At 71.3% G+C, this 22,120-nt stretch carries 24 protein-coding genes; 19 read left to right on the top strand and 5 right to left on the bottom strand.

Features of this window, described 5'->3' with window-relative positions:
• Window positions 1–85 precede the first annotated feature (85 nt).
• The 6 genes from ACFJGV_RS16190 (at window position 86) to ACFJGV_RS16165 (ending at window position 5,310) form a co-directional block, all read left to right on the top strand.
• Window positions 86–607 carry a LysM peptidoglycan-binding domain-containing protein gene (locus tag ACFJGV_RS16190; protein ID WP_378145022.1) on the top strand — a complete coding sequence of 174 codons (522 nt, stop codon included), beginning with the start codon at window positions 86–88 and terminating at the stop codon, window positions 605–607.
• Between the two features lie 79 nt (window positions 608–686).
• Window positions 687–1,397 carry an SOS response-associated peptidase gene (locus tag ACFJGV_RS16185; RefSeq protein WP_378145021.1) on the top strand — a complete coding sequence of 237 codons (711 nt, stop codon included), beginning with the start codon at window positions 687–689 and terminating at the stop codon, window positions 1,395–1,397.
• A 146-nt stretch (window positions 1,398–1,543) separates the two neighbouring features.
• Window positions 1,544–2,998, top strand: a complete 1,455-nt coding sequence (locus ACFJGV_RS16180; RefSeq protein ID WP_378145020.1) for a lipase maturation factor family protein — start codon at window positions 1,544–1,546, stop codon at window positions 2,996–2,998.
• A gap of 132 nt (window positions 2,999–3,130) precedes the next feature.
• Window positions 3,131–3,706: a uracil-DNA glycosylase family protein gene (locus ACFJGV_RS16175; protein ID WP_378145018.1), complete on the top strand. Its 576-nt coding sequence runs from the start codon at window positions 3,131–3,133 to the stop codon at window positions 3,704–3,706.
• A 70-nt stretch (window positions 3,707–3,776) separates the two neighbouring features.
• The gene (locus ACFJGV_RS16170) at window positions 3,777–4,202 is read left to right on the top strand and encodes a hypothetical protein (protein ID WP_378145017.1); all 426 of its coding nucleotides are present in this window, start codon (window positions 3,777–3,779) and stop codon (window positions 4,200–4,202) included.
• Window positions 4,203–4,236: 34 nt separating this feature from the next.
• Window positions 4,237–5,310, top strand: a complete 1,074-nt coding sequence (locus ACFJGV_RS16165) for a glycoside hydrolase family 76 protein (protein WP_378145016.1) — start codon at window positions 4,237–4,239, stop codon at window positions 5,308–5,310.
• Here the strand turns inward: ACFJGV_RS16165 and ACFJGV_RS16160 are convergent.
• Window positions 5,285–5,743, bottom strand: coding sequence for a hypothetical protein (locus ACFJGV_RS16160; RefSeq protein WP_378145015.1), 459 nt, complete (start codon window positions 5,741–5,743; stop codon window positions 5,285–5,287). The genes ACFJGV_RS16165 and ACFJGV_RS16160 overlap by 26 nt on opposite strands.
• Window positions 5,744–6,104: 361 nt before the next feature.
• Between ACFJGV_RS16160 and kdpF the strand changes: the two genes are divergently transcribed.
• From kdpF to ACFJGV_RS16130, 6 genes are read left to right on the top strand one after another with little or no spacing between them, the layout of a single operon-like run.
• Window positions 6,105–6,194, top strand: coding sequence for a K(+)-transporting ATPase subunit F (gene kdpF, locus ACFJGV_RS16155; RefSeq protein ID WP_115364668.1), 90 nt, complete (start codon window positions 6,105–6,107; stop codon window positions 6,192–6,194).
• Between the two features lie 3 nt (window positions 6,195–6,197).
• Window positions 6,198–7,871: a potassium-transporting ATPase subunit KdpA gene (kdpA, locus tag ACFJGV_RS16150; protein ID WP_378145014.1), complete on the top strand. Its 1,674-nt coding sequence runs from the start codon at window positions 6,198–6,200 to the stop codon at window positions 7,869–7,871.
• A gap of 2 nt (window positions 7,872–7,873) precedes the next feature.
• Entirely contained in the window at window positions 7,874–10,015 is a 2,142-nt protein-coding gene (kdpB, locus tag ACFJGV_RS16145; RefSeq protein ID WP_378145012.1) for a potassium-transporting ATPase subunit KdpB, read from the top strand.
• 25 nt (window positions 10,016–10,040) lie between these two features.
• Window positions 10,041–10,646: a potassium-transporting ATPase subunit KdpC gene (gene kdpC / locus ACFJGV_RS16140; protein WP_378145011.1), complete on the top strand. Its 606-nt coding sequence runs from the start codon at window positions 10,041–10,043 to the stop codon at window positions 10,644–10,646.
• 42 nt (window positions 10,647–10,688) lie between these two features.
• The gene (locus ACFJGV_RS16135; RefSeq protein ID WP_378145009.1) at window positions 10,689–13,274 is read left to right on the top strand and encodes an ATP-binding protein; all 2,586 of its coding nucleotides are present in this window, start codon (window positions 10,689–10,691) and stop codon (window positions 13,272–13,274) included.
• Window positions 13,271–13,957 carry a response regulator gene (locus tag ACFJGV_RS16130; protein WP_378145007.1) on the top strand — a complete coding sequence of 229 codons (687 nt, stop codon included), beginning with the start codon at window positions 13,271–13,273 and terminating at the stop codon, window positions 13,955–13,957. Before ACFJGV_RS16135 ends, ACFJGV_RS16130 begins: the two co-directional genes overlap by 4 nt.
• A 40-nt stretch (window positions 13,958–13,997) precedes the next feature.
• On the opposite strand, the gene ACFJGV_RS16125 is transcribed toward ACFJGV_RS16130, so the two are convergent.
• The gene (locus tag ACFJGV_RS16125) at window positions 13,998–14,366 is read right to left on the bottom strand and encodes a hypothetical protein (RefSeq protein WP_378145006.1); all 369 of its coding nucleotides are present in this window, start codon (window positions 14,364–14,366) and stop codon (window positions 13,998–14,000) included.
• Between the two features lie 127 nt (window positions 14,367–14,493).
• Here ACFJGV_RS16125 and ACFJGV_RS16120 point away from each other — a divergent pair, with 127 nt between their 5' ends.
• The 3 genes from ACFJGV_RS16120 to ACFJGV_RS16110 all read left to right on the top strand — a co-directional run bounded on the left by ACFJGV_RS16120 (window position 14,494) and on the right by ACFJGV_RS16110 (window position 16,554).
• Window positions 14,494–15,021 (top strand): hypothetical protein, encoded by a 528-nt coding sequence (locus ACFJGV_RS16120; protein WP_378145005.1) that lies wholly within the window; start codon window positions 14,494–14,496, stop codon window positions 15,019–15,021.
• Between the two features lie 56 nt (window positions 15,022–15,077).
• The gene (locus ACFJGV_RS16115; RefSeq protein WP_378145004.1) at window positions 15,078–15,935 is read left to right on the top strand and encodes a tryptophan-rich sensory protein; all 858 of its coding nucleotides are present in this window, start codon (window positions 15,078–15,080) and stop codon (window positions 15,933–15,935) included.
• 91 nt (window positions 15,936–16,026) lie between these two features.
• Window positions 16,027–16,554: a DUF1697 domain-containing protein gene (locus ACFJGV_RS16110; protein ID WP_378145003.1), complete on the top strand. Its 528-nt coding sequence runs from the start codon at window positions 16,027–16,029 to the stop codon at window positions 16,552–16,554.
• On the opposite strand, the gene ACFJGV_RS16105 is transcribed toward ACFJGV_RS16110, so the two are convergent.
• Window positions 16,551–17,099, bottom strand: coding sequence for a CGNR zinc finger domain-containing protein (locus tag ACFJGV_RS16105; protein ID WP_378145002.1), 549 nt, complete (start codon window positions 17,097–17,099; stop codon window positions 16,551–16,553). The two genes, ACFJGV_RS16110 and ACFJGV_RS16105, sit on opposite strands and share 4 nt — an antisense overlap.
• 86 nt (window positions 17,100–17,185) lie before the next feature.
• On the opposite strand from ACFJGV_RS16105, the gene ACFJGV_RS16100 reads away from it, so the two are divergent.
• From ACFJGV_RS16100 to ACFJGV_RS16090, 3 genes are all read left to right on the top strand, one after another.
• On the top strand, window positions 17,186–18,202 hold the full coding sequence (locus ACFJGV_RS16100; RefSeq protein WP_378145000.1) for a DMT family transporter: 1,017 nt from the start codon (window positions 17,186–17,188) through the stop codon (window positions 18,200–18,202).
• 110 nt (window positions 18,203–18,312) lie between these two features.
• Window positions 18,313–18,534, top strand: coding sequence for a DUF2945 domain-containing protein (locus tag ACFJGV_RS16095; protein ID WP_378144998.1), 222 nt, complete (start codon window positions 18,313–18,315; stop codon window positions 18,532–18,534).
• Between the two features lies 1 nt (window position 18,535).
• Window positions 18,536–19,135, top strand: a complete 600-nt coding sequence (locus tag ACFJGV_RS16090; RefSeq protein ID WP_378144997.1) for a hypothetical protein — start codon at window positions 18,536–18,538, stop codon at window positions 19,133–19,135.
• A 111-nt stretch (window positions 19,136–19,246) separates the two neighbouring features.
• Here the strand turns inward: ACFJGV_RS16090 and ACFJGV_RS16085 are convergent, their stop codons facing one another.
• Both ACFJGV_RS16085 and ACFJGV_RS16080 read right to left on the bottom strand, forming a co-directional pair.
• A complete protein-coding gene (locus tag ACFJGV_RS16085; protein WP_378144996.1) occupies window positions 19,247–19,846 on the bottom strand; it encodes a hypothetical protein in 600 nt (199 codons plus the stop codon).
• Between the two features lie 20 nt (window positions 19,847–19,866).
• The gene (locus ACFJGV_RS16080) at window positions 19,867–20,715 is read right to left on the bottom strand and encodes an SDR family oxidoreductase (protein ID WP_378144995.1); all 849 of its coding nucleotides are present in this window, start codon (window positions 20,713–20,715) and stop codon (window positions 19,867–19,869) included.
• Between the two features lie 181 nt (window positions 20,716–20,896).
• On the opposite strand from ACFJGV_RS16080, the gene ACFJGV_RS16075 reads away from it, so the two are divergent.
• Entirely contained in the window at window positions 20,897–22,111 is a 1,215-nt protein-coding gene (locus ACFJGV_RS16075) for an MFS transporter (protein ID WP_378144994.1), read from the top strand.
• The last annotated feature ends 9 nt before the right edge of the window (window positions 22,112–22,120 follow it).

Here is a 22,120-nt window from a genome sequence, read left to right as displayed (position 1 = left end):
ACGGGATGTCCCCGGTTGGGAGGACTGCCGCACACCCGGCCGCGCGAGACAATGAAGCGTGCGCACAGGTCGTCTTGTTCTTCGTGTGACGACTGCGGCGACCGTCGCGGGCGCCGCTCTCGGCCTCTCGGCCTGCTCGCTGCTCACTCAGCCCACGGCGGCCGCCCCCGTGACGGTCACCGCGACAGCAACCGTCACCGCGACGCCCACCACCACTCCCACGCCGACCCCCACTCCGACACCGACGCCGACGGAGGAACCGCCACCGCCTCCTCCCCCGCCACCGCCGCCCACCCCGCCGAACGACGCCGGCGGGCAGACCGACGGCGGCAACACCGCGAACACCCCCGAGGTGCAGGACACCGGGGCCCAGGAGTTCGCGCAGGGTCAGAGCCAGCAGGTCAACGGGTACGAGTTCCGGTACACGGTCGCGCAGGGCGATCAGCTGCTGGCGATCGCGTCCCGGTTCATGCTGCAGACCGTCGACGTGCAGCGGGTGAACTTCCCCTGCTCCGACGGGCTCACGATGCAGCCCGGAGACGTGCTCGACATACGCTGGCCGCTCGACTCGGAGCAGCTCGGCTCCTCCTGCACCGTCTCGCGCTGAGCCGCCGGCGTGGGGCCTGCGGAGCTCACCCGCTCACCGCATCCGCCCTGATGTCGGACCCCGGTGCGAGGATGGACGCATGTGCGGGCGGTTCGCGATGGACACCGAGACAGACGAGCTGATCAAGGAGTTCGTCGCGCGCGGCGGCGAGCTGCGCGACTGGCGCCCGTCGTACAACGTGGCTCCCACCGAGGAGTCGGCGATCGTGCGCGAGCGGGTCCACGACGGTGAGGCCTCCCGCGAGATCGAGGGCGCCGCGTGGGGCCTGAAGCCCTCCTGGGCGAAGCCCGGCGGCCCGGCGCCGATCAACGCCCGGCTCGAGAGCGTCGCCACGAACGGCCTGTTCCGCCGTGCCTTCGCACAGAAGCGCTGCATCGTCCCGATGAACGGGTACTACGAGTGGCAGGCCACGCCGGGCGGGAAGCAGCCGTACTTCATCCACGGCCCCGAGTCGCTGCTCGCCGCCGCCGGCCTGTACGAGGTGCGCAAGGAGGGCGACGACTGGGCGGTGAGCTTCACCGTGATCACCCGCGAGGCGGCCGACGCCTCGGGCGAGGTGCACGACCGCATGCCCGTGTTCCTCACCGAGGACGTGTGGAGCCAGTGGCTCGACCCCCGCCCGGTCGAAGCTCGCGACGAGAAGGACGAGCTGCTCGCCATGCTCGACCGCGCGTCGCTCGCCGTCGCCCACACCATCACCACGTACCCCGTCTCGAAGCGCGTGAACAACGCCCGCGACACCTCCGTCGCGAAGGACGACCCCACCCTCATCGCCCCCATCACCCTCTGAGCCCACCCGCGCGCGCCCGCCCGCCCGCGCCCGCGCTCCCGCCAACCCCACCCGGTTTCGCTTCCTGGTGAAGTCTCGCGTGCCCATCGACCCGGCGAGAGGTCAAGGCGGCAGCGGAAACCCGGCGACACGAGCAGGATCGGGGCATGGACGGGGTCACGGAGTGGTTCGGGGCGTGGTTCGGCGCCGGCGACTACGAGTTCGCCCGCCAGATGCTGCAGCGCGGGGTCGCCGCGATCTACGTGGTGGCGTTCCTCTCCACGCTCGCGCAGTTCCCCGCGCTGCTCGGCGAGCGCGGACTGCTCCCCGTCCCGCGCCACCTCGCCCGGGGCGGGGCCGCCGGACTGCCCACCATCTTCCGTCTGTACTACAGCGATCGGATGCTCAGGGCCGTCTGCGTCGTCGGCACCCTGATCGCCGCGTCCCTGGTCGCCGGGCTCCCCCAGCTCGGACCGCCATGGCTGCCTCTCATCGCCTTCCTGAGCCTGTGGATCCTGTACCTCTCGATCGTCTCGGTCGGGCAGACGTTCTACGGCTTCGGCTGGGAGATGCTGCTCTGCGAGGCCGGCTTCCTGGTCGCCTTCCTCGGGTCGAACGAGGTGGCGCCGCCGATCCTCGTCATCGTGCTCGTGCGGTGGCTCGTGTTCCGTCTCGAGTTCGGCGCAGGGATGATCAAGATGCGCGGGGACCGCACCTGGCGCGACCTGACCGCCCTCTACTACCACCACGAGACGCAGCCGATGCCGAACCCGCTGAGCCGGTTCGCGCACCTGCTGCCGAAGCCGGTGCACCGGCTGGAGGTGCTGGGCAACCACGTCGCCCAGCTCGTCGTGCCGTTCCTGCTCTTCGCGCCGCAGCCCGTGGCCTCGATCGCCGCGGGAGCGGTGATCCTCACTCAGCTGTGGCTCGTGGTCACCGGGAACTTCGCGTGGCTGAACATCCTCACGATCGTGCTCGCCTTCGGCGCGATCTCGGATGACGCGGTGCACGCGCTGATCCCCGCGATGCCCGCCACCACCTCCTACTCGAGCGACCCCGCGCCCCTCTACTGGATCGTCCTCGTGATGGTCGCCACCGCCCTCATGGTCGCGCTCGGCTGGCCGTCGCTGCAGAACCTGTTCTCCCGGCGGCAGCGCATGAACGCGACCTTCAACCGCCTCTCCCTGATGAACGCGTACGGCGCCTTCGGCTCTGTCACGCAGGAGCGCTACGAGGTGATCATCGAGGGGTCGACCTCGGAGCGACCGTCCCGGGAGGAGGACTGGCTGCCCTACGAGTTCAAGGGCAAGCCGGGCGACGTGCGTCGCATCCCCGGGCAGTTCGCGCCCTACCACCTGCGGCTCGACTGGCTCATGTGGTTCCTCGCGCTGGGCTCGCCCGACTCGGGCTGGTTCCGGGCGCTCCTCGGAAAGCTCCTGGTCGCCGACCGCGCCACCCTCCGGCTCCTGCGCCACGACCCGTTCGGCGGCGAGCCGCCCACGTGGATCCGGGCGCGCGTGTACCTCTACCGATTCACCACCCGCACCGAGCGGCGCGAGACGGGTCAGTGGTGGATGCGACAGGAGGTCGGAGAGCTCGTGTCGCCCTCGCGCCTCGGCTGAGCGCCGCCTCGTTTCAACACCGATTCCGGGCGAGCCCCGCGAATACGGCGGGACTTCGGCGGAATCGGTGTCGAGGTGACGCATGAGCCCGCCTGCCGCGCCGGGATCGGCCCACGATGGCAGACTCGAGGCATGTCGGCGATCGATGAGCTCCGCGCCGCGGTGTCCGCGCATCCCGACAACGCCTGGGCCCGCGAGATCGGCTACGAGCCGCTCTTCGTCGCCTCGCCGGAGGCCCGCGTCCTGCTCATCAGCCAGGCTCCCGGGCGCCGCGCGCAGGAGTCGGGCATCCCCTTCGACGACCCGAGCGGACGTCTGCTGCGCTCCTGGCTGGGCACGACGGACGAGGAGTTCTACGACCCGACGAAGCTCGCCACCGTGCCGATGGACTTCTACTATCCGGGCAAGGCGCGGAGCGGCGACCTGCCCCCGCGGCGCGGCTTCGCCGAGCGGTGGCATCCGCCCCTGCTCAGCCTGCTGACGGAGGTGCGCCTCACGGTGCTGGTCGGCTCGTACGCGCAGCGCCGCTACCTGCCCGGCCGTTACACGACGCTCACCGCTGCCGTACGCGCCGCTCCGGACCACGACCCGCTGTTCCCGATCGTGCATCCCTCCCCGCTCGCCGGGGTGTGGCGGCGGCGCAACCCGTGGTTCGAGGAGGAGACCGTGCCCCTCCTCGCCGCGCGCGTGCGGTCGGCGCTGGCGTGAGCCGCAGCACCCGGGACGACCGCGAGATCCGCCTCACCGGGCGTCCGCCCCTCCTGCTAGCGTGTGGCTCATGAGGAATCGGATGCGGATCGCGACCGCGGTCGCCGGGGCGGGCGTCGCAGTCCTCGCGCTGGCCGGCTGCATGACCACCTACCCCACGGAGTCGTTCCGGGGCGACCCGGAAGAGCCCCTTCAGAGCGTCGGCGGCGAGGGTGAGGGCGTCATGATCTCGTGGCTGCACCAGGGCGGCCAGATCGCCCTCACCACCTGGGGCAGCTCGTCCTGCCCCGTGGTCGGCTCCGACATCAGCGTGGTGAGCCCCGCGGGCGAGGGCAACACCGTCGCGATCACGACCGAGAACCCGGCCGCCGACCAGATCTGCACCATGGACTACGTGCCCCACACGAGCGTGTTCTGGACCCCGCAGGAGGTCATCACCGGCGAGCCCCTCACCGTCCAGGTCCTGGGCGAGGAGTTCGTCCTCCCCATCAAGTGACGTCCTCCCCATCAAGTGACGTCTGCCCCCTCACGTGACGTCCTCCCCCGAGACCTCCGACTGGGGTGAGCGCGCGGATGCGCTCCAGAGCGCTCTGACGTCGTCGTTCCGATCGCGCCTGGCGCGCGGCCGCTACCGTCGGCTCGCCCGTCCCCGTCTGCTCGGCGCCCACGGCTTCGACTACTGGTGGATCGCGAACCTCGTCGAGGCGAGGCTCGACGCGGTCGACCGCGGTGACGCGGCGCTCGCGCCGCCCGCCGCCGAGGCCTTCGAGTACGCGCGGCGCCGCTCACGCGGCCTGGTCGTCGACTACTTCGACGACATGGGCTGGATGGCCCTGGCCGCCCTGCGCCTCGGGCGGCTCGACGACGCCACGAAGCTCTGGGAGGAGATCGTGGGCTCGGCGTGGAACGACACGCACGGGCCCAGCGCGTGCTGGCGGCGGCAGCAGCCGACCTACAAGAACGCGCCCACCAACGGGCTGCTCGCCCTGCTCTCGCTGCGGCTCCACGCCGCGACGGGCGCCGAGAGGTACCTCACGACGGGTCATGAGGCCCTGGCGTGGCTCGACTCGACTCTGAGGCTCCCTTCCGGCGTGCTCGTCGACGGGATCGACCGCTCGGGCGACGGCCGGGTCGACACGGGGTGGGTCTTCTCGTACAACCAGGGGCTGTATGTGGGGGCTCTGGTGGAGGAGTTCGACCGCACCGGCGACGCGACGCGTCTCGAGGAGGCGGCGCGCACCGCATCCGCCTACCTGGCGCTGGCCGCGCCCGACGGCGTGATCCGTGGAGAGGAAGCGCGGCCCGGGCCGGGCGGCGGCGACGCGGGCCTGTTCAAGGGCGTGTTCGTGCGGTACCTCGTGCGTCTGGTGCTGCGGATGCCGAAGGGCTCCGAGCGGGAGCGCCTCCGCGCGTGGATCGACTCGTCGACGGAGGCGATGTGGCTCTCGCTGCGGCGACCCCGGATGCTCGCCGTCGACACCTGGGAGCCGTGCGCGACGGATCTCGAGCCCCGGCGGGGTCCGGTGTTCCTCTCGACCCAGCTGTCGGCGGTCATCGGCGCCGAGGCGCGAGCTCTGCTCAGCGGGAGCGCTGAGCCCGCCTGAACTCGTCGAGCGAGGTGACCGCCGCGTCACCTCGGCCCGGGGACGAGTCGGGCACGATCTGCGGCTCCGCGGTCTCCGGCTCGATCGCCGGGTCGTCGAACGCGAGCGCCTCTGCGAGCGCGGTCGCCGGCGTCGCAGCGGGCGCCGTCATGGTGAACTGCGCGAACGTGGCATCGAGCATGGCCGTGAGCATCTCGACGGCGTCGGTGAAGTCGGGCTCGGCGCCCTCGGGCTCGGCGGGCAGCGAGAGCACGTCGTTGCCTAGTCCGACGACGAGCTCGGCGGTGTCGCGGCCGCCGCCCTGCGTGACGATCGGGATCTCGACGGCCTCCGCGCGTCCGGCCTTCGCGAGCTCGGCGGACAGCTCCACCAGGAGGGACGCCACCTCGTCGCTGGTCTGCACCGCTTCCCCGGCGTACGTGATCGACCTCATCCCCCCAGCTTCCCCCAACCCGCCCCGATCCGCTCCGTCGGGCCGGGTTTCGCTGCCTCTGTGGCGTTTCGCTGCGCCAATGACCCCGCGACACGTCAGAAAGGCAGCGAAAGCAGAGGTGGAGCAACGGGCGGGCAGGGTGTGAGGGATGCGTGAGGATCGGGAGCGCGCGGGGCGCGCCGCCGTCAGGAAAGCGTTAGGGCGGGCCGCCTGACCCAGCCCGGCCGACAGGATCGGACACCGGATGCACGCCAGAGCGGCGTGCGAATGGAGTCGTAGACGTGTTGGACCTGGTGTCTGTGCTGGCGATCGCCGGCCTCTTCGCCCTCGTCGCCCTGGTGGCCTGGGGGGTCGAGAAACTGTGATCGTCCTCGAGACCATCGCCGCCGTTCTCGGCGTCGCCGCGGTGGCCTACCTCGTGGTGGCCCTCGTGAAGCCCGAGAGGTTCTAGCCTGTGGAGATCTGGCTCGCCGTCGCGCAGTTCGCGACGCTCGCACTCGTCCTGGCCGTGCTGTACCGCCCTCTCGGCGACTACATGGCCCACACCTTCACCTCACCCAAGCACCTCCGCGTGGAGCGGGGCCTCTACCGGGTCATCGGCGTGGCCGGCGACTCCGAGCAGACCTGGGGCGCCTATCTCCGCGGCGTGCTCGCGTTCTCGTTCATCGGCGTGATCCTCGTCTACGGGCTGCAGCGTCTGCAGGCGGTGCTGCCGCTCTCGCTCGGGATGCCGGCGATCCCCGAGGGGCTGTCGTTCAACACGGCCATCTCGTTCGTGACGAACACGAACTGGCAGTCGTACTCGCCCGACGTGACGATGGGCTACGCCGTGCAGATGGCCGGCCTCGCCGTGCAGAACTTCGTGTCGGCGGCGGTGGGCATCGTCGTGGCGGTCGCGCTCATCCGCGGTCTCGCCCGGCGTTCGACCGGCACCATCGGCAACTTCTGGGTCGACCTCACCCGGGCCACGGTGCGCATCCTGCTCCCGCTCTCGATCATCGCGGCGATCGCCCTCGTCGTCGGCGGTGTGGTGCAGAACCTCACGGGCTTCACGGAGGTCACCACGCTGACCGGCGGCACTCAGTCGATCCCCGGTGGTCCGGTCGCCAGCCAGGAGGCCATCAAGCTGCTGGGCACGAACGGCGGCGGGTTCTTCAACGCCAACTCGGCGCATCCGTTCGAGAACCCGAGCGGCTGGACGAACCTCTTCGAGGTCGTGCTCATGCTCGCGATCCCGTTCTCGCTGCCCCGCACGTTCGGCACCATGGTGGGCGACAAGCGTCAGGGCTACGCCATCCTCGCTGCGATGGGCGCGATCTTCGTCATCTCGTTCGCGGCCCTCACGACCTTCGAGCTCATCGGAGCGGGCTCCGCCCCGATGGCGGCGGGTGGCGCGATGGAGGGCAAGGAGCAGCGGTTCGGGATCGTGGGGTCGACGCTCTTCGCGACGACCTCGACGCTGACCTCGACCGGCGCCGTGAACTCGATGCACGACAGCTTCACCGCGCTCGGCGGCATGATGCCGATGTTCAACATGATGCTCGGCGAGATCGCGCCGGGAGGCGTGGGGTCGGGCCTGTACGGCATGCTCGTGCTCGCGATCATCACCGTGTTCATCGCGGGGCTCCTCGTGGGCCGCACTCCCGAGTACCTCGGCAAGAAGATCGGCCCGCGCGAGATCAAGCTCGCGAGCCTCTACATCCTCACCACGCCGACGCTCGTGCTGGTGGGCACCGCGCTGAGCTTCGCCATCCCGGCGATCCGCGACGACGTGGAGACGACCTCGATCTGGAACCCCGGGCTCCACGGGTTCTCCGAGGTGCTGTACGCCTTCACCTCCGCGTCGAACAACAACGGATCGGCGTTCGCCGGGCTCACCGCGAACACGCCGTGGCTCAACGCCGCCCTCGGCGCCGCCATGCTGCTCGGCCGCTTCGTGCCGATCGTGTTCGTGCTCGCCCTGGCCGGATCGTTCGCGGCGCAGGGCAAGGTCCCCGCCACCGCCGGAACGCTGCCGACCCACCGCCCGCAGTTCGTGGGCCTCCTCGTGGGCGTCGTCCTCATCGTCGTCGCGCTCACCTACTTCCCCGTGCTCGCGCTCGGGCCGCTCGCCGAAGGACTCTCCTGACCATGACCGCCGTCACCTCCCCCGCCGCCGTGCGCGGCGACTCACCCCGCGCGGGCTCCCGCGCGTTCAGCCCGGCCCAGCTCTGGAAGGGCCTCCCGGGGGCGTTCCGCAAGCTCGATCCCCGCGAGATGTGGCACAACCCGGTCATGTTCATCGTCGAGGTGGGCGCGGCCCTCACCACGGTGATCGCGATCGCGCAGCCCTTCCTGCCCGCCGAGACGGGGGCCGGATCCGTCTCGCTCGCCTTCACGTGGGCGATCGCGGTGTGGCTGTGGCTCACGGTGCTGTTCGCCAACCTCGCGGAGTCGGTGGCCGAGGGCCGCGGCAAGGCGCAGGCCGCGACCCTGCGCGCCACGCGCACCAGCACCATGGCGGATCGGGTCGACGCCTACGACGACACCGCGGATCCCGCGGCCGAGCGCGCCACGACCTCCCAGGTCGCGAGCGCCGACCTCCGTCTCGGCGACGTCGTCGTCGTGACCGCAGGCGACCTGATCCCCGGCGACGGCGACATCGTGTGGGGCATCGCGAGCGTCGACGAATCGGCCATCACGGGCGAGTCCGCCCCGGTGGTGCGCGAGTCGGGCGGCGACCGGAGCGCCGTCACGGGCGGCACGCGGGTGCTCAGCGACCGGATCGTGGTGCGCATCACCTCGAAGCCCGGCGAGACCTTCGTCGACCGGATGATCCGCCTCGTCGAGGGCGCCTCGCGGCAGCGCACCCCCAACGAGATCGCGCTCAACATCCTGCTGGCGAGCCTGTCGATCATCTTCGTGATCGTGGTGCTGACGCTCGGCCCCATCGCGGGCTATTCGGATGCCACGCCCGCCATCGCGGTGCTGGTCGCGCTCCTGGTCTGCCTCATCCCGACCACCATCGGCGCCCTGCTCTCGGCGATCGGCATCGCCGGCATGGACCGGCTGGTGCAGCGCAACGTGCTGGCCATGTCAGGCCGTGCGGTCGAGGCCGCGGGCGACGTGACGACCCTGCTCATGGACAAGACGGGCACCATCACCTACGGAAACCGCCGCGCCTCGGAGTTCATCGTGGTCGACGGATCGGCGGTCGCCGACCTCCGCCGCGCGGCCGCGCTCTCGTCACTCAGCGACCCCACCCCCGAGGGCAAGTCGATCGTGGACCTGGCCGCCGACCAGGGCTTCGCCTCGCCGGCGACCCTCGACGCGGTCGTGGTGCCCTTCACGGCGCAGACGCGCATGAGCGGCGTCGACTTCCCCGACGGCACCATGATCCGCAAGGGCGCCGGCTCGGCCGTGCTCGCCTGGATCGAGGAGGAGGGCCCCCTCCCCTCGACGCTGCTCGCCGAGGTGCAGGCAGAGACCGAGCGCATCGGCTCACTGGGCGGCACCCCGCTCGTCGTCGCCGAGCGGGGCCCGGGACGCACGCCGTCCATCCTCGGCGTCGTCTACCTCAAGGACGTCGTGAAGCCCGGCATCGCCGAGCGCTTCGCGGAGATGCGGGCCATGGGCATCCGCACCGTGATGATCACCGGCGACAACCCGCTGACCGCCGCGGCCATCGCGAAGGAGGCGGGCGTCGACGACTACCTCGCCGAGGCCACCCCCGAGGACAAGCTCGCGCTCATCACCAAGGAGCAAGAGGGCGGGCGGCTGGTCGCGATGACCGGTGACGGCACCAACGACGCTCCGGCGCTCGCTCAGGCGGACGTCGGCGTGGCGATGAACACGGGCACGTCGGCGGCGAAGGAGGCCGGCAACATGGTCGACCTCGACTCCGACCCGACGAAGCTCATCGACATCGTCGCCATCGGCAAGCAGCTGCTCATCACCCGCGGCGCGCTCACCACGTTCTCGATCGCGAACGACGTGGCGAAGTACTTCGCGATCATCCCCGCGATGTTCGCGGCGGTGTTCCCCGGGCTCGGGCTGCTCAACATCATGCAGCTGCACTCCCCCGCCTCCGCGATCCTGTCGGCCGTGATCTTCAACGCTCTCGTCATCGTCGCTCTGATCCCGCTGGCGCTCCGCGGGGTGAAGTACCGACCGATGTCGGCCTCGCGGATCCTCAACCGCAACATCCTCATCTACGGGCTCGGCGGTGTGATCGCGCCATTCGTCGGCATCAAGATCATCGACCTCATCGTCACCCTCATCCCGGGCTTCTGAGCCGGATACGAAAGGACTCGATCCCATGGCCTCCACACGCGGCATCGCCAGACCCTACTGGGTGGCGCTCCGCTTCATGATCGCCGCGACAGTCGTGCTCGGCGTCGCCTATCCGCTCGCCGTGCTCGGTGTCGGGCAGCTCGTCGCGCCCGCCCAGGCGAACGGCAGCATGGTCACCGTCGACGGGCAGGTCGCCGGCTCCGCCCTCCTCGGGCAGTCGTTCACCGACGCCGACGGCAACGCCCTCCCCGAGTGGTTCCAGTCGCGCCCCTCCGCCGCCGGCGACGGGTACGACGCCTCCGCCTCCTCGGGCAGCAACTACGGGCCCGAGAACGAGGACCTCCTCGCCGCCATCGAGCAGCGCAAGGAGGCCATCGCCGCCGACGACGGCGTCGACCCGGCCGACATCCCCGCGGATGCGCTCACCGCGTCCGCCTCCGGTCTCGATCCTCACATCAGCCCCGATTACGCTCTTCTCCAGGTCTCGCGCGTCGCCACGGCACGCGGCCTCGAGGAGTCCCGTGTACGCGATCTGGTCGAGCAGTTCGTCCAGCAGCCCGACCTGGGCTACCTGGGTGAGCCCACCGTCGACGTCCTGCAGCTCAACATCGCGCTCGCGCAGCTGTCCTGACGTGGACGTCCCGATCGGCCTGCGACACCGGGCGGCGTCCCGATGAAGCAGGGCAGGCTCCGGGTGCTGCTGGGCGCGGCACCCGGAGTGGGCAAGACGTACGCCATGCTCGAGGAGGGCCGGCGGCTGAAGTCCGCCGGTCGGGACGTCGTCATCGCCGTCGTCGAGACCCACGGACGTGCCGCCACCCGGGCGATGACCCTCGGGCTCGAGACGATCCCCCGCCGCGTGATCGAGCATCGCGGCGTCGAGCTGACCGAGATGGACCTCGACGCCGTGATCGCCCGCAGGCCCGCGACAGCCCTGGTCGACGAGCTCGCCCACACCAACGCGCCCGGCGGTCGGCACGAGAAGCGCTGGCGCGACGTCGACACCCTCCTGGATGCGGGCATCGACGTGATCACGACCGTGAACATCCAGCACATCGAGTCGCTCAACGACGTGGTGCAGCAGATCACCGGCGCCCCGCAGCGCGAGACGGTGCCGGATGCGGTGCTCCGCTCGGCGGACCAGATCGAGGTCATCGACCTCGCCCCCCAGGCGCTCCGCGACCGGCTCTCCGAGGGGCTCGTCTACCCGGCCGCGCGCATCGACGCGGCCCTGTCGAACTACTTCCGTCTGGGCAACCTCACCGCCCTGCGTGAGCTCGCACTGCTCTGGCTCGCCGACGAGGTCGACTCCGCCCTGCAGCGCTACCGCGCCGAGCACGGCATCGGGGCGAAGTGGGAGGCGCGCGAACGAGTGGTCGTCGCGCTCACCGGCGGACGGGAGGGCGAGACCCTGCTCCGCCGCGGCGCGAGGATCGCCGCCCGCTCCGCCGGCGGTGCCCTCATGGCCGTCCACGTCGTCAGCCAGGACGGCCTCCGCGGCCCCGACCCCGGCGCTCTCGCCGAGCAGCGCGCCCTCGTCGAGACGCTCGGCGGCAGCTACCACCAGATCGTCGGCGACGACATCCCCGAAGCGCTCGTTCAGTTCGCCCGCAGCGCGAACGCCACCCAGCTCGTCATCGGCGTGAGCCGCCGCAGCCGACTTGCGGCGCTCCTCACCGGCCCCGGGATCGGCGCCACCGTCATCCGCGAATCGGGTGACATCGACGTCCACATCGTCAACCACGCTGCCGCGGGCGGCCGACTCGCGCTGCCCAAGGCGCGCGGCTCCCTCACCCTGCGCCGGCGCATCCTGGGCTTCGTGCTCGCCCTGGCCGGCGGGCCGCTCCTGACCTGGCTGCTCGCGTCGTTCCGATCTGACGACTCGATCACCTCCGACGTGCTCAGCTACCAGCTGCTCACCGTCGTCGTGGCGCTTGTGGGCGGCATCTGGCCGGCACTCTTCGCCGCGGTGCTCAGCGGGCTCACGCTCGACTACTTCTTCGTCGACCCGCTCTACACGATCACCGTGTCCGAGCCGCTGCACCTCCTGGCCCTCTGCCTCTACGTCGTCATCGCCGTGCTCGTCTCGATCGTCGTCGACCAGGCGGCGCGGCGCACCCGGGCGGCCCGGCGGTCGGCCGCGGAGTCGGAGCTCGTCGCGTCGATCGCGGGCGAGGTGCTGCGCGGCGACGACCCGCTCGACGCCCTCGTGGGGAGGACACGGGAGGCGTTCTCGCTCGACGCGGTGCGGCTCGTGGTCGAGGGACGGGTCGTCGCGAGCGCGGGCGAGACATCCGCCGGTGGTGCGGAGCACGTCGACATCGTGCCGGTCGACGACGACTCGGTGCTCGAGCTCCGCGGCGCACCTCTGCGCTCGAGCGACCGTCGGCTGCTCGGCGTGATCGTCAGCCAGCTGGCCACCGCGCTCGAGCAGGCCGACCTCGAGGAGCGCGCGAGCGAGGTCGCTCCGCTGGCCGCCGCCGACCGGGTGCGAAGCGCCCTGCTCGCCGCCGTCGGACACGACCTGCGCCGCCCGCTCGCGGCCGCGTCCGCCGCCGTCTCCGGCCTGCGACTGCAGGGCGCCTCGCTCTCGAAGGCCGACCGCGACGAGCTCCTCGACACGGCCGAGACGGGGCTGGCGTCGCTCGCCTCGCTCCTCACCGACCTCCTCGATGTCAGCCGGGTGCAGGCGGGTGCGCTCGCGGTGCGGGCCGAGGACATCGACGTCGAGGACGTGGTGCCCGGCGTGCTCGACGAGATCGATCTCGGCCCTGAGGGCGTCGACCTCGACCTCCCCGCCGACCTGCCGGCGGTCCGGGCGGATCCGGTGCTGCTCGGTCGTGTGCTCGTGAACCTTCTGCTGAACGCGCTGCGCTACTCCCCGCCCGGGCAGCGCGTCGCAGTCGCCGCCTCGGCGTTCGGCGAGACCGTGCAGGTGCGCGTGATCGACCGGGGCCCGGGCATCGATCCCGACCGACGCGAGGACGTCTTCGTCCCCTTCCAGCGTCTCGGCGACACCGACAACCTCACCGGGCTCGGGCTGGGTCTCGCACTCTCGAAGGGCTTCGTCGAGGGGATGGACGGCACCCTCGAGGTCGAGGAGACGCCGGGCGGCGGGACGACGATGGTGGTGACCCTCCCCATCGCGAGCGGTACGGAGACGGTCCCGGACACCGACGCCGACGCCGACACAGTGGCGGCCACGGACACGGACGCGGACGCGGACGCGATCTCACACACGGACGAGGAGCTGCGATGAGGATCCTGATCGCCGACGACGACCCACAGATCCTCCGCGCGCTCCGCGTGACGCTGGGCGCTCAGGGTCACGAGATCGTCACCGCCGCCGACGGAAAGCAGGCCATCGCGGCCGCGTCGACGCATCCGCCCGACCTGATCATGCTCGACCTCGGCATGCCGCACCTCGACGGCATCGAGGTGATCAGCGCCGTGCGCGGGTGGTCGCAGGTCCCCATCCTCGTGGTCTCGGGCCGCACCGACTCCGCCGACAAGGTCGACGCACTCGACGCCGGCGCCGACGACTACGTGACCAAGCCGTTCGCGATCGACGAGCTCCTCGCCCGGGTGCGCGCCCTCACCCGGCGCAGCACACCCGTGGCCGACAAGCCGGTCGTCGAGTTCGGCAGCGTGACCGTCGACCTCGCCGCGCGCCTGGTCACCCGCGAGGACCAGCGCGGCGCGGTGCGGCTCACCCCGACGGAGTGGAAGATCCTCGAACTGCTGCTCAGGCATCCGCAGCGGCTCGTCACCCACGGGCAGCTTTTCACCGAGATCTGGGGCACGGCCGACGTGCACGAGACCGGTTACCTGCGCCTCTACATCCGACAGCTGCGCAAGAAGCTCGAGCCCGACCCCTCCCACCCGCGGTACCTCCTCACCGAGCCCGGGATGGGCTACCGCTTCGACCCCGACGGCGCCTGAGTCCTTTCGTTCACGCGAACGGGTTCAGGCAGGCCGCGGGTCAGAGGGTGACGAGGCTGAGGCTCATGAGCGCGACGGCGGAGGCGATGACTCCCGCCACCACGGCGGCCTGAGCGAGCACCGAACGCACCACGTGCGGCGGCGCGGCGACTCGCTGCTTCGCCAGGTCGAGCGTCGGATGCGCGCCGAGCGACGCACCGATCCGATCGGTGGCGAGGAAGTGGCCGTTGCTGAACTCGACCATCCCCGCGAACTCCCCGCCCCGGGAGCCGACCCAGAGCTTCGGCTCGGGCGACAGCCAGTCCACCTCGACCAACGAGCCGGCCACGGCGGGCGCGACGGCAGCGACGTGGGCTGAGGCGAGGGCCGCATCCGTGGCCACGGAATCGGGGCGTTCGAGGATGCTCATGGGAAGTCCTTTCGATCGCCTTTGTCTCGAGTGGCGACTTGTTAGAGAGGCTAGCTAGTTTTTTGCCCTCGCGCCTGGGCTTGCGGCGGCGAGTCTGTTCGATGTATAGAGGTGCGAGGATCGAAGAGTGACCAGACCCGCGTCCGAGACGACCACCGAGTACACCGCCCGGCGCATCCTCATCGAGACCTCGACCGCGTACCGCGACCTGCAAGCCCGCCTCGACGAGGCGGTCGCACCCCTCGACGACGCCGACGTCGCTGAACTCGAAGCGGGACGGACGACCTGGGCCGGCTTCCTCCGCGGGCTGACCTGGACCGTCCCCTCCGGATTCGTCCGACTCTGGCGCCATGAACACGGCGCCCTTCTGCGCCACTCGGGCAGCACGATCGAGACCACGAGCTACCTGCTCGCCGACCCGGCCGTCACGGCGCGGGCCCTCCGACAGGATGGCGGCGCCCTGCTCTACCTGCCTGTACGACTCGAGATGCAGTCGCGCCCCGAGGGCAGCGCCCTCCTCGTCGAGCAACCGGGCTCTGCCCTCGGATCCTTCGATCGCAACAAGCTCACGCAAGCGGGCGCCGAGCTCGACCGCCGACTCGGCGACCTCATCGAGTCGCTCGAACTCCCGCGACCGGACACCCTGCGTCGCTGACGCCGACCCACGGCGGCACCTTGCGGACAGGTCACAAGTAGCTAAGCTCCTTGATAATGAGGTATTCGAACGACTCCGTCACCGCGGCCGACCGCATCCGGCAGATCGGGATCCCGGTCTGCGCCGCGCTGGCCGTGGCAGGCGCGTTCATCGGCTCCGGCGCCGCAGGGGGCACCCCGATCGCCGAGGCCGCCGGAGGCGCTCTGAGTGCCGACTCCACGATGGTGGCGCCCGCCGGCCCCGCCTTCGCGATCTGGTCGGTGATCTATCTCGGCCTGATCGCGTACGCCGTCTACCAGGCCCTGCCCGGCCGTGCCGCCGATCCCCTGCTCCGCGCGATCGGCGTGCCCGTGGCCGCGTCGATGCTCCTCAACGCCGCCTGGATCCTCAGCATCCAGTTCGACGCGCTCTGGCTGAGCGTGCCCCTCATCGTGCTGCTGCTCGTCTCGCTCCTCTGGGTCCTCGGGGTGCTGCGGCGACGTCGTCCGGGTGCCGGGCGGAGTGCCGGCCCCGCTCAGGCGCTTCTGGTCGACGGCGTCTTCGGCCTCTATCTCGGCTGGGTCACCATCGCGACCGTCGCGAACATCGCCGCGGCGCTGACAGCGGCGGGCTTCGATGGGCTGGGCGTCGCCCCCGAGGGGTGGGGCATCGCTCTGCTCGTCGTGGCGGGCCTGCTCGGTGTGGGGCTCACGGTGTGGTCGAGGGGCAGGATGGCGGCGCTTCTCTCGCTGTCGTGGGGCGTGGCCTGGATCGGGGTGTCGCGCATCACAGGAACCCTCGAGGCGCCCGCGGTGGCGGTCAGCGCCTTCGCGGTGGCCGGCGCTCTCGTCGTGCTGGCCCTCGTGTCTGCGGTCATCACCGCCGTGCGCTCCGCTCGCGCTCACCAGCCGGACGGCACCACCTCACCCTCCTGAGCACACCCGATAGGAGCGGTTGCACGGCGCGGCCAGCCGCGGCTTCTGGGTGTGCTCGGGTATCAACGGCGGCGTGCGGCAGGATGTGAGCATGAGCAGGTGGGCGGCGCTGCTGCGGGGCGTCAACGTGAACGGCATCACCATCAAGAGCGCCGAGCTCAAGGCCCTCTTCGTCTCGCTCGGGTACCGCGACGTGCGTACGGTGCTCGCCTCCGGCAACGTGGTCTTCGAGACCGACGATCCGGCCGGCACGCTGAAGCCCGCGATCGAGAAGGCCCTGGGCGAGCGCTTCGGGTACGACGCGTGGATCGTCCTCGTGCCGCACGCGTCGCTCGAGACCATCGTCGCCGGCTATCCGTGGCCCGAGACGGAGGCGGCGCATCCGTACGTGGTCTTCGGATCGGACGAGGGCGCGTTGGGCGAGATCGCCCAGGCCGCCGAGGAGCTCGACCGCGGCGACGCCGCGATCGAGCGGGCCGTGCGCGACGGTGACGTCGTGTACTGGGAGTGCCCGAAGGGGTCGAGCACCGACACCCCGTTCGCGAAGCTCCTGGCGAAGACCCGCTACAGGTCCGTCACGACCACTCGCAACCTGCGCACCCTCCGCAAGCTGCTCTAGCCGCGGCGGGCGCGGTAGGCGACCACGTTCATCCGGTTGCCGCAGTTGCCCACATCGCAGTACCGCTTCGAGCGGTTGCGCGTGAGGTCGACGAGCACGGCGTCGCAGTCGTCGGCGGCGCAGATGCGCAAGCGGTCGTACTCCACCGAGCGGATGACGTCGACGAACGCCATCGCGACCTCCACCCGGATGCGCGTCACGAGCGGAGCCTCGGCCTCGGTGGCGTGGAGGTGCCAGTCCCAGGCGTCGTGGCGCACCAGCTGAGGCAGGGCGGCCGCGTCGCGGAGGAACGCGTTCACGATGCCGACGGCCTCGTCGCGGTCGACCTCCCAGAATCGCCGGAACTCATGACGGGCGGCGCGGATCTCGTCGAGCTCGGCCTCGTCGCCGTCGCGTCGACCGGAGTACTCGTGCTCGTCGAGGAGCTCGACCAGCGCCCGCGGTTCGGTGAGCTCGTCGTCGCGCGAGTGCGAGGCGCCGGGCAGCGTGTTGACGAGCGCGGCGGTGAACGCCAGGGTCGCCTCGGTGTCATAGGCAAAAACCACGTTGACTCCTGACAGCTCTCCGGTCTAGTGTCACTAGCGTAGCGCCGTTAGCTCCTGACACGACGCCCGCGACGATCGGACGTCCGATGAACCCCACCGCCAGCCGCACGGCCGCCACCGGTCTCGTGATCGCCCTGGTGTCCGCCGCCGCCTTCGGCACCAGCGGGGCGTTCGTCAAACCGCTGCTCGACGCGGGCTGGTCCCCGGTCGCCGCGGTCACCGTGCGCGCCGCCGGCGGCGGGCTGGTGCTTCTCGTGCCCGCACTCCTCGCGCTCCGCGGTCGCTGGCGGATGCTGTGGCTGGCCTGGAAGCAGGTCATCGCCTACGCGCTCATCGCCGTGGTCGGCTGCCAGGTGTTCTACTTCGCGGCGCTCGAGACCCTCGACGTCGGCACCGCGCTGCTCATCGAGTACTCGGCGCCCGTGCTGCTCGTGCTCTTCGCCTGGGCGCGGACGCGGGTGCGCCCGCAGACGCTGACGATCCTCGGGGCGATCGTGAGCATCCTCGGCCTGGCGCTGGTGGTCGGCCCCGGCGGGTCGCAGGGCTTCGATCTCGTCGGCGTCGGATTCGCGTCCTTGGCGGCGCTCTGCCTGGCGGGGTACTACCTCATCATCGCCGCGCCAGGCGGCGACCTGCCTGCGGTGACGCTCGTCTCGGCCGGGCTGCTGCTGTCGGCGACGGTGCTCGGGATCCTGGGCTCGACCGGGCTGGTGCCGTTCACGTTCTCGTCGACCGACCCGGTGGTGCTGGGCGCGAGCGTGCCGTGGTGGATGCCGATGGCCGTCATCGTGCTCGTCGCCACCGCGCTCGCCTACCTCACGGGCCTCCTCGCCGCGCAGCGGCTGGGATCGCGGGTGGCGTCGTTCGTCGGTCTGGCCGAGGTGCTGTTCGCGATCCTCGTGGCGTGGGTGCTGCTCGGCCAGGTGCCCACCCTGCTGCAAGCGGCGGGCGGCGCGCTCATCGTCCTCGGCGTCGTGCTCGTGAAGCTCGAGCGCGGCGCCGCCACGTCCCTCGAGCCCCTGGGCGAGGCCCCTCACCTTGCGGCGTCGGCGGACGCACCGACCCCCGATCACGCGTCGAGCGGCGAGAAGACGCCCCTGTAAGGCCCGGATGAGGGCGGATACTTGCGACTCGGCGGGAAGACGAACGGGGGGGGGGGGGGGGCGGTCGATGTCGCCCTCCCCGGAAGGGGCCCGGGCAGTACGGTGAGGGCATGGCGGAGAAGCTGTCCCGAGGGGACGAGGTGTCGTGGAAGACGCACGGCACCGAGACGCAGGGCACTGTCGAGAAGAAGATCACGTCCGACACCGAGGAGGCGGGCCGCACGGTTCGGGCCTCGGAGGACGACCCCCAGTACCTGGTGAAGAGCGACAAGTCGGGGCGCGAAGCGGTGCACAAGCCCGAGTCGCTCCACAAGACGACGAAGAAGGACTGACATGAGCGACCAGCCCCCTCACCCCGGATACGGCCCCACTCCCCCCGGCGGGAACGGCGGACCCGGCCCACAGCCCGGCCAGCCCTGGCCGCAGCAGCAGCAACAGCAGCCTCCGCAGCCGTCGCAGGGCCAGCCGTCGTACCAGCAGCCGCCGCAGCAGCCCCGCCACCCCGGGTACGGGCCGCAGCCCGGCGCCGGATACGGGGAGCAGCCACGTCACCCGGGGTACGGCCCGAGCTCGTCCGGCCCAGGACAGCCTTTCGGACAGCCGGGGCCCGGCAAGCCGCGCAACACGCTCGGGCTGGTGTCGGTCATCCTCGCGGGCGCCGCAGTCGTGGTCGGCTTCATCCTCACGCTCGTCCAGGCCTCGGTGATCTACTCGATGGGGTCGGGCGTGTACGGCGTCATCTCGGGCCTCGACACCGTCCTCCGAGGGCTCCTCGGCATCGGCGCGGTGGTGTTCGGTATCCTCGGGCTGCGGAGTCGCGACGGCGGTGTCGTGCTCGCGGCCATGGGAATCGGCGCCGGCGCCGTCATCCTGGTGGGCACGCTGACGTCGATCCTCTACCCGCTCCTCGTCCAGATCAGCTACGGCTACTGAGCGTCCCGATCGTCGAACGGCGAGAACCCGCCCTCCCCGCGCTTCGGGAGGGGCAGGTCCTCGCCGTTCGACGCATGTGCGGAGCTCGCGGGGCCCGGGCCGAGCGGGGGCTCAGCCCACGATCGTGGTGGTGACGCGCACGATCGTGGGTGCGGCGGGGGTCGACGCGAACCCGAACCGCGGGGAGGGCGTGAGCGGCGCCAGCTCTCCCCACGAGCCCGTCGAGTCGCCTGCCTCCACCGATCGGACGTGACGCGCATCCATCACCCCGTAGTACTCGCGTCGGCCACCGCCCGCGGTGCCGGCGGTCGCCGCGCCGCGCACGAGCAGACGTGCGACGGGGTCTATGAGCGCGAGCCACCGCGTCGACAGCGCCAGGCGGCGCGGCTGCAACCGCAGCATCCGACCGAGCGGGCTACGGGATCCGAGCTCCAGGCGCAGCCGGAGGTCGCCCGCGTCGATCTCCGCCCGGTCGGATGTCACCCTCCAGCTCACCGGCACGATCCGCACCTCGTCGAAGCGGTAGGTCTCCGACACCAGCTCGGCCACCTCAGCGCTCGGAGCGAGCAGGAGGCGGTGGCCCGCCGCATCCTCGACCATGACGTCGGCGAAGCGCCCGAGCGGCGATCGGGTCCAGAGGCCCACCACGACGCGGCGTCCGCTGGACGTGCCGATGCCGGCGATGAGGCCCTCGAACCGCATCACCGGCATCCGCTGCGCGCCTCGTGTGCTCAGGCCGGATCCCCGCTCTCGGACCCGCCCTGCGCGAGGGCCGACACATCCTGCCACTTCTCCCACTCGGCGATCCGGCTGTCGTAGTCGGCCTTCATGATGCCGAACGGCGCCGTGCCGAAGAAGACGCGCAGCGGCGGCTCCTCCGCGTCGACGATGCGCAGCAGCGCCTCGGCCGACGCCGCGGGATCGCCCGGCGTGCTCACCCTCGACCGGCGCGACTCGGCGATGCGCTCGCGGAGGTGCTCGTACGCGGGCAGCGGGGTGGCGTGCTTCGCCGAGGCCCCGCTCCAGTCGGTGTCGAACCCTCCGGGCTCGACGAGGGTGACCTTCACGCCGAACGGCGCGACCTCCTGGGCGAGCGCCTGCGAGTAGCCCTCCAGCGCCCACTTCGAGGCGTTGTAGATGCCGATGTTCTGGAACGCCGAGATCCCGCCGATCGACGACACCTGGATGATGTGACCGCTGCCCTGCTCGCGCAGGAACGGCAGCGCGGCCTGCGTGACCCAGAGCGCTCCGAACGTGTTCGTCTCGAACTGGTCGCGGACCTCCTTCTCGCTGAGCTCCTCGATCAGGCCGAACTGGCCGTACCCGGCGTTGTTCACGACGACGTCGAGCCGACCGAACGTGTTCACGGCCTCGCTGACGGCGCCGAAGTCGGCCTCGCGGTCGGTGACATCGAGCTGCAGCGGGAGCACCCGATCACCGAACCGGTCCACGAGGTCGGCGAGCGAGGAGGTGTCGCGTGCGGTCGCAGCCACCCGGTCTCCGCGCTCGAGGGCGGCGACCGCCCACTCGCGGCCGAAGCCGCGCGATGCGCCGGTGATGAACCAGACCTTCTCTGCCATGGTCGTCCTTCCTCGGGCCGCGGCGACCACCGCCGCCGACCCGTCTTCAGCTAACTCCTTCGAGCGTGCTCCAACGCAAGTCGAGCGTGCTCCGACGACAGTCGAAGGGCGCCCGGCGGCTCCCGGCATTCCCCCGCTCGGGGCGTCGCACGGGGGGACGCCGCGTCCCTACACTGGCGCCATGCCGACGCCTCGAACCCCGCGGGTGGTCGCGCTCCTGCTGCTCGTCATCCCGCTGAGCCAATTGCCGATCGACATCTACACGCCGGCCATCCCACGGATGATCACGGAGCTGGGCGCCCCATCCACCCTGGTGCAGAACTCCGTCTCCGCCTACGTGCTCGGCATGGCGCTCGGGCTGGTGCCGGTCGGCGTGCTGGCGGATGCGCTGGGCCGGCGACCCGTGCTGCTGTCGTGCCTGGCCCTCCTCTGCGTCTCGAGCGTGGCGATCGCGTTCTGCGGCGACGCGTGGCTGCTGCTCGGCCTGCGGTTCGTCCAGGGCCTGGGCGGATGCGCGTGCATGGTCGTCGTGTACGCCATCGCCGCCGACGTGGCGCGGGGCCGAGAGCTCACGTCGCTGTCTGGCTGGCTCGGCGCCGCCTGGGGACTGGCCCCGGTGATCGCGCCCGCGGTGGGCGGCATCATCGTGCAGTTCGTGTCGTGGCGGATGATCTTCGTGCTCGTCGCGGTGCTCGCCGGCGTCGTGGCCGTCTTGGTCTGGCGCCTGCTGCCGGAGACTCTGGCGGCCTCCGACCGCGTGCCGGTCCAGCTCCGACCGCTCGCCCGAGTGCTCGGCGCGGCCCTCCGACGGCCGCTCTTCCTCGGCCTCACGCTGGTGTTCGCCCTGTTCGCCAGCGCCCAGCTGCTCTTCGGCGTCGTCGCGCCGCTGCTGTACGAGGTGCGCCTCGGGATCCCGCCGGGCGTCTACGGTCTCCTCGCGCTGGCCATCGGCGCGGCGAACCTCGCCGGAGAGCTCGCCACCGGAGCACTGGCGAAGCGCATCCGCCCCGCCGTCCTCGGCTTCGGCGCGTTCGCCTTCTTCGCCGCCGGCACCGCTGTCCTGCTGGTCACCGGGCTCACCGTGGGTGCCGACACGGTCTGGCTCACGGTCGGCGGCATGCTCGTCATGCTCGGCTGCGGTGCGCTCTGCCCGTTCGCCTACGGCCAGGCTCTCGGCCTCTTCGACCGCAGCCTCGGCCTCATCGGCGGGCTCACCAGCGCGGTCTGCTACCTCGTGGTGTCGGTGACGATGACCGCGGCGGCGGGGCTGCCCGACGACTCGGTCGCCCCCATGGCCGTGGTGTACGTCGGATGCGGAGCGCTCGGCGCGATCCTCCTCGCCCTGTGCCTGCGGGCCATGAGATCGCCCGTGGCCGTGCCGGCCGCATCGCGCTAGCGTCGCGAT

This window comes from Cnuibacter sp. UC19_7 (assembly GCF_042699995.1).
Taxonomy (GTDB): domain Bacteria; phylum Actinomycetota; class Actinomycetes; order Actinomycetales; family Microbacteriaceae; genus Cnuibacter.
The sequence above is the reverse complement of the archived record's forward strand: the minus strand, read 5'-3'. Positions and strand labels throughout refer to the sequence as shown.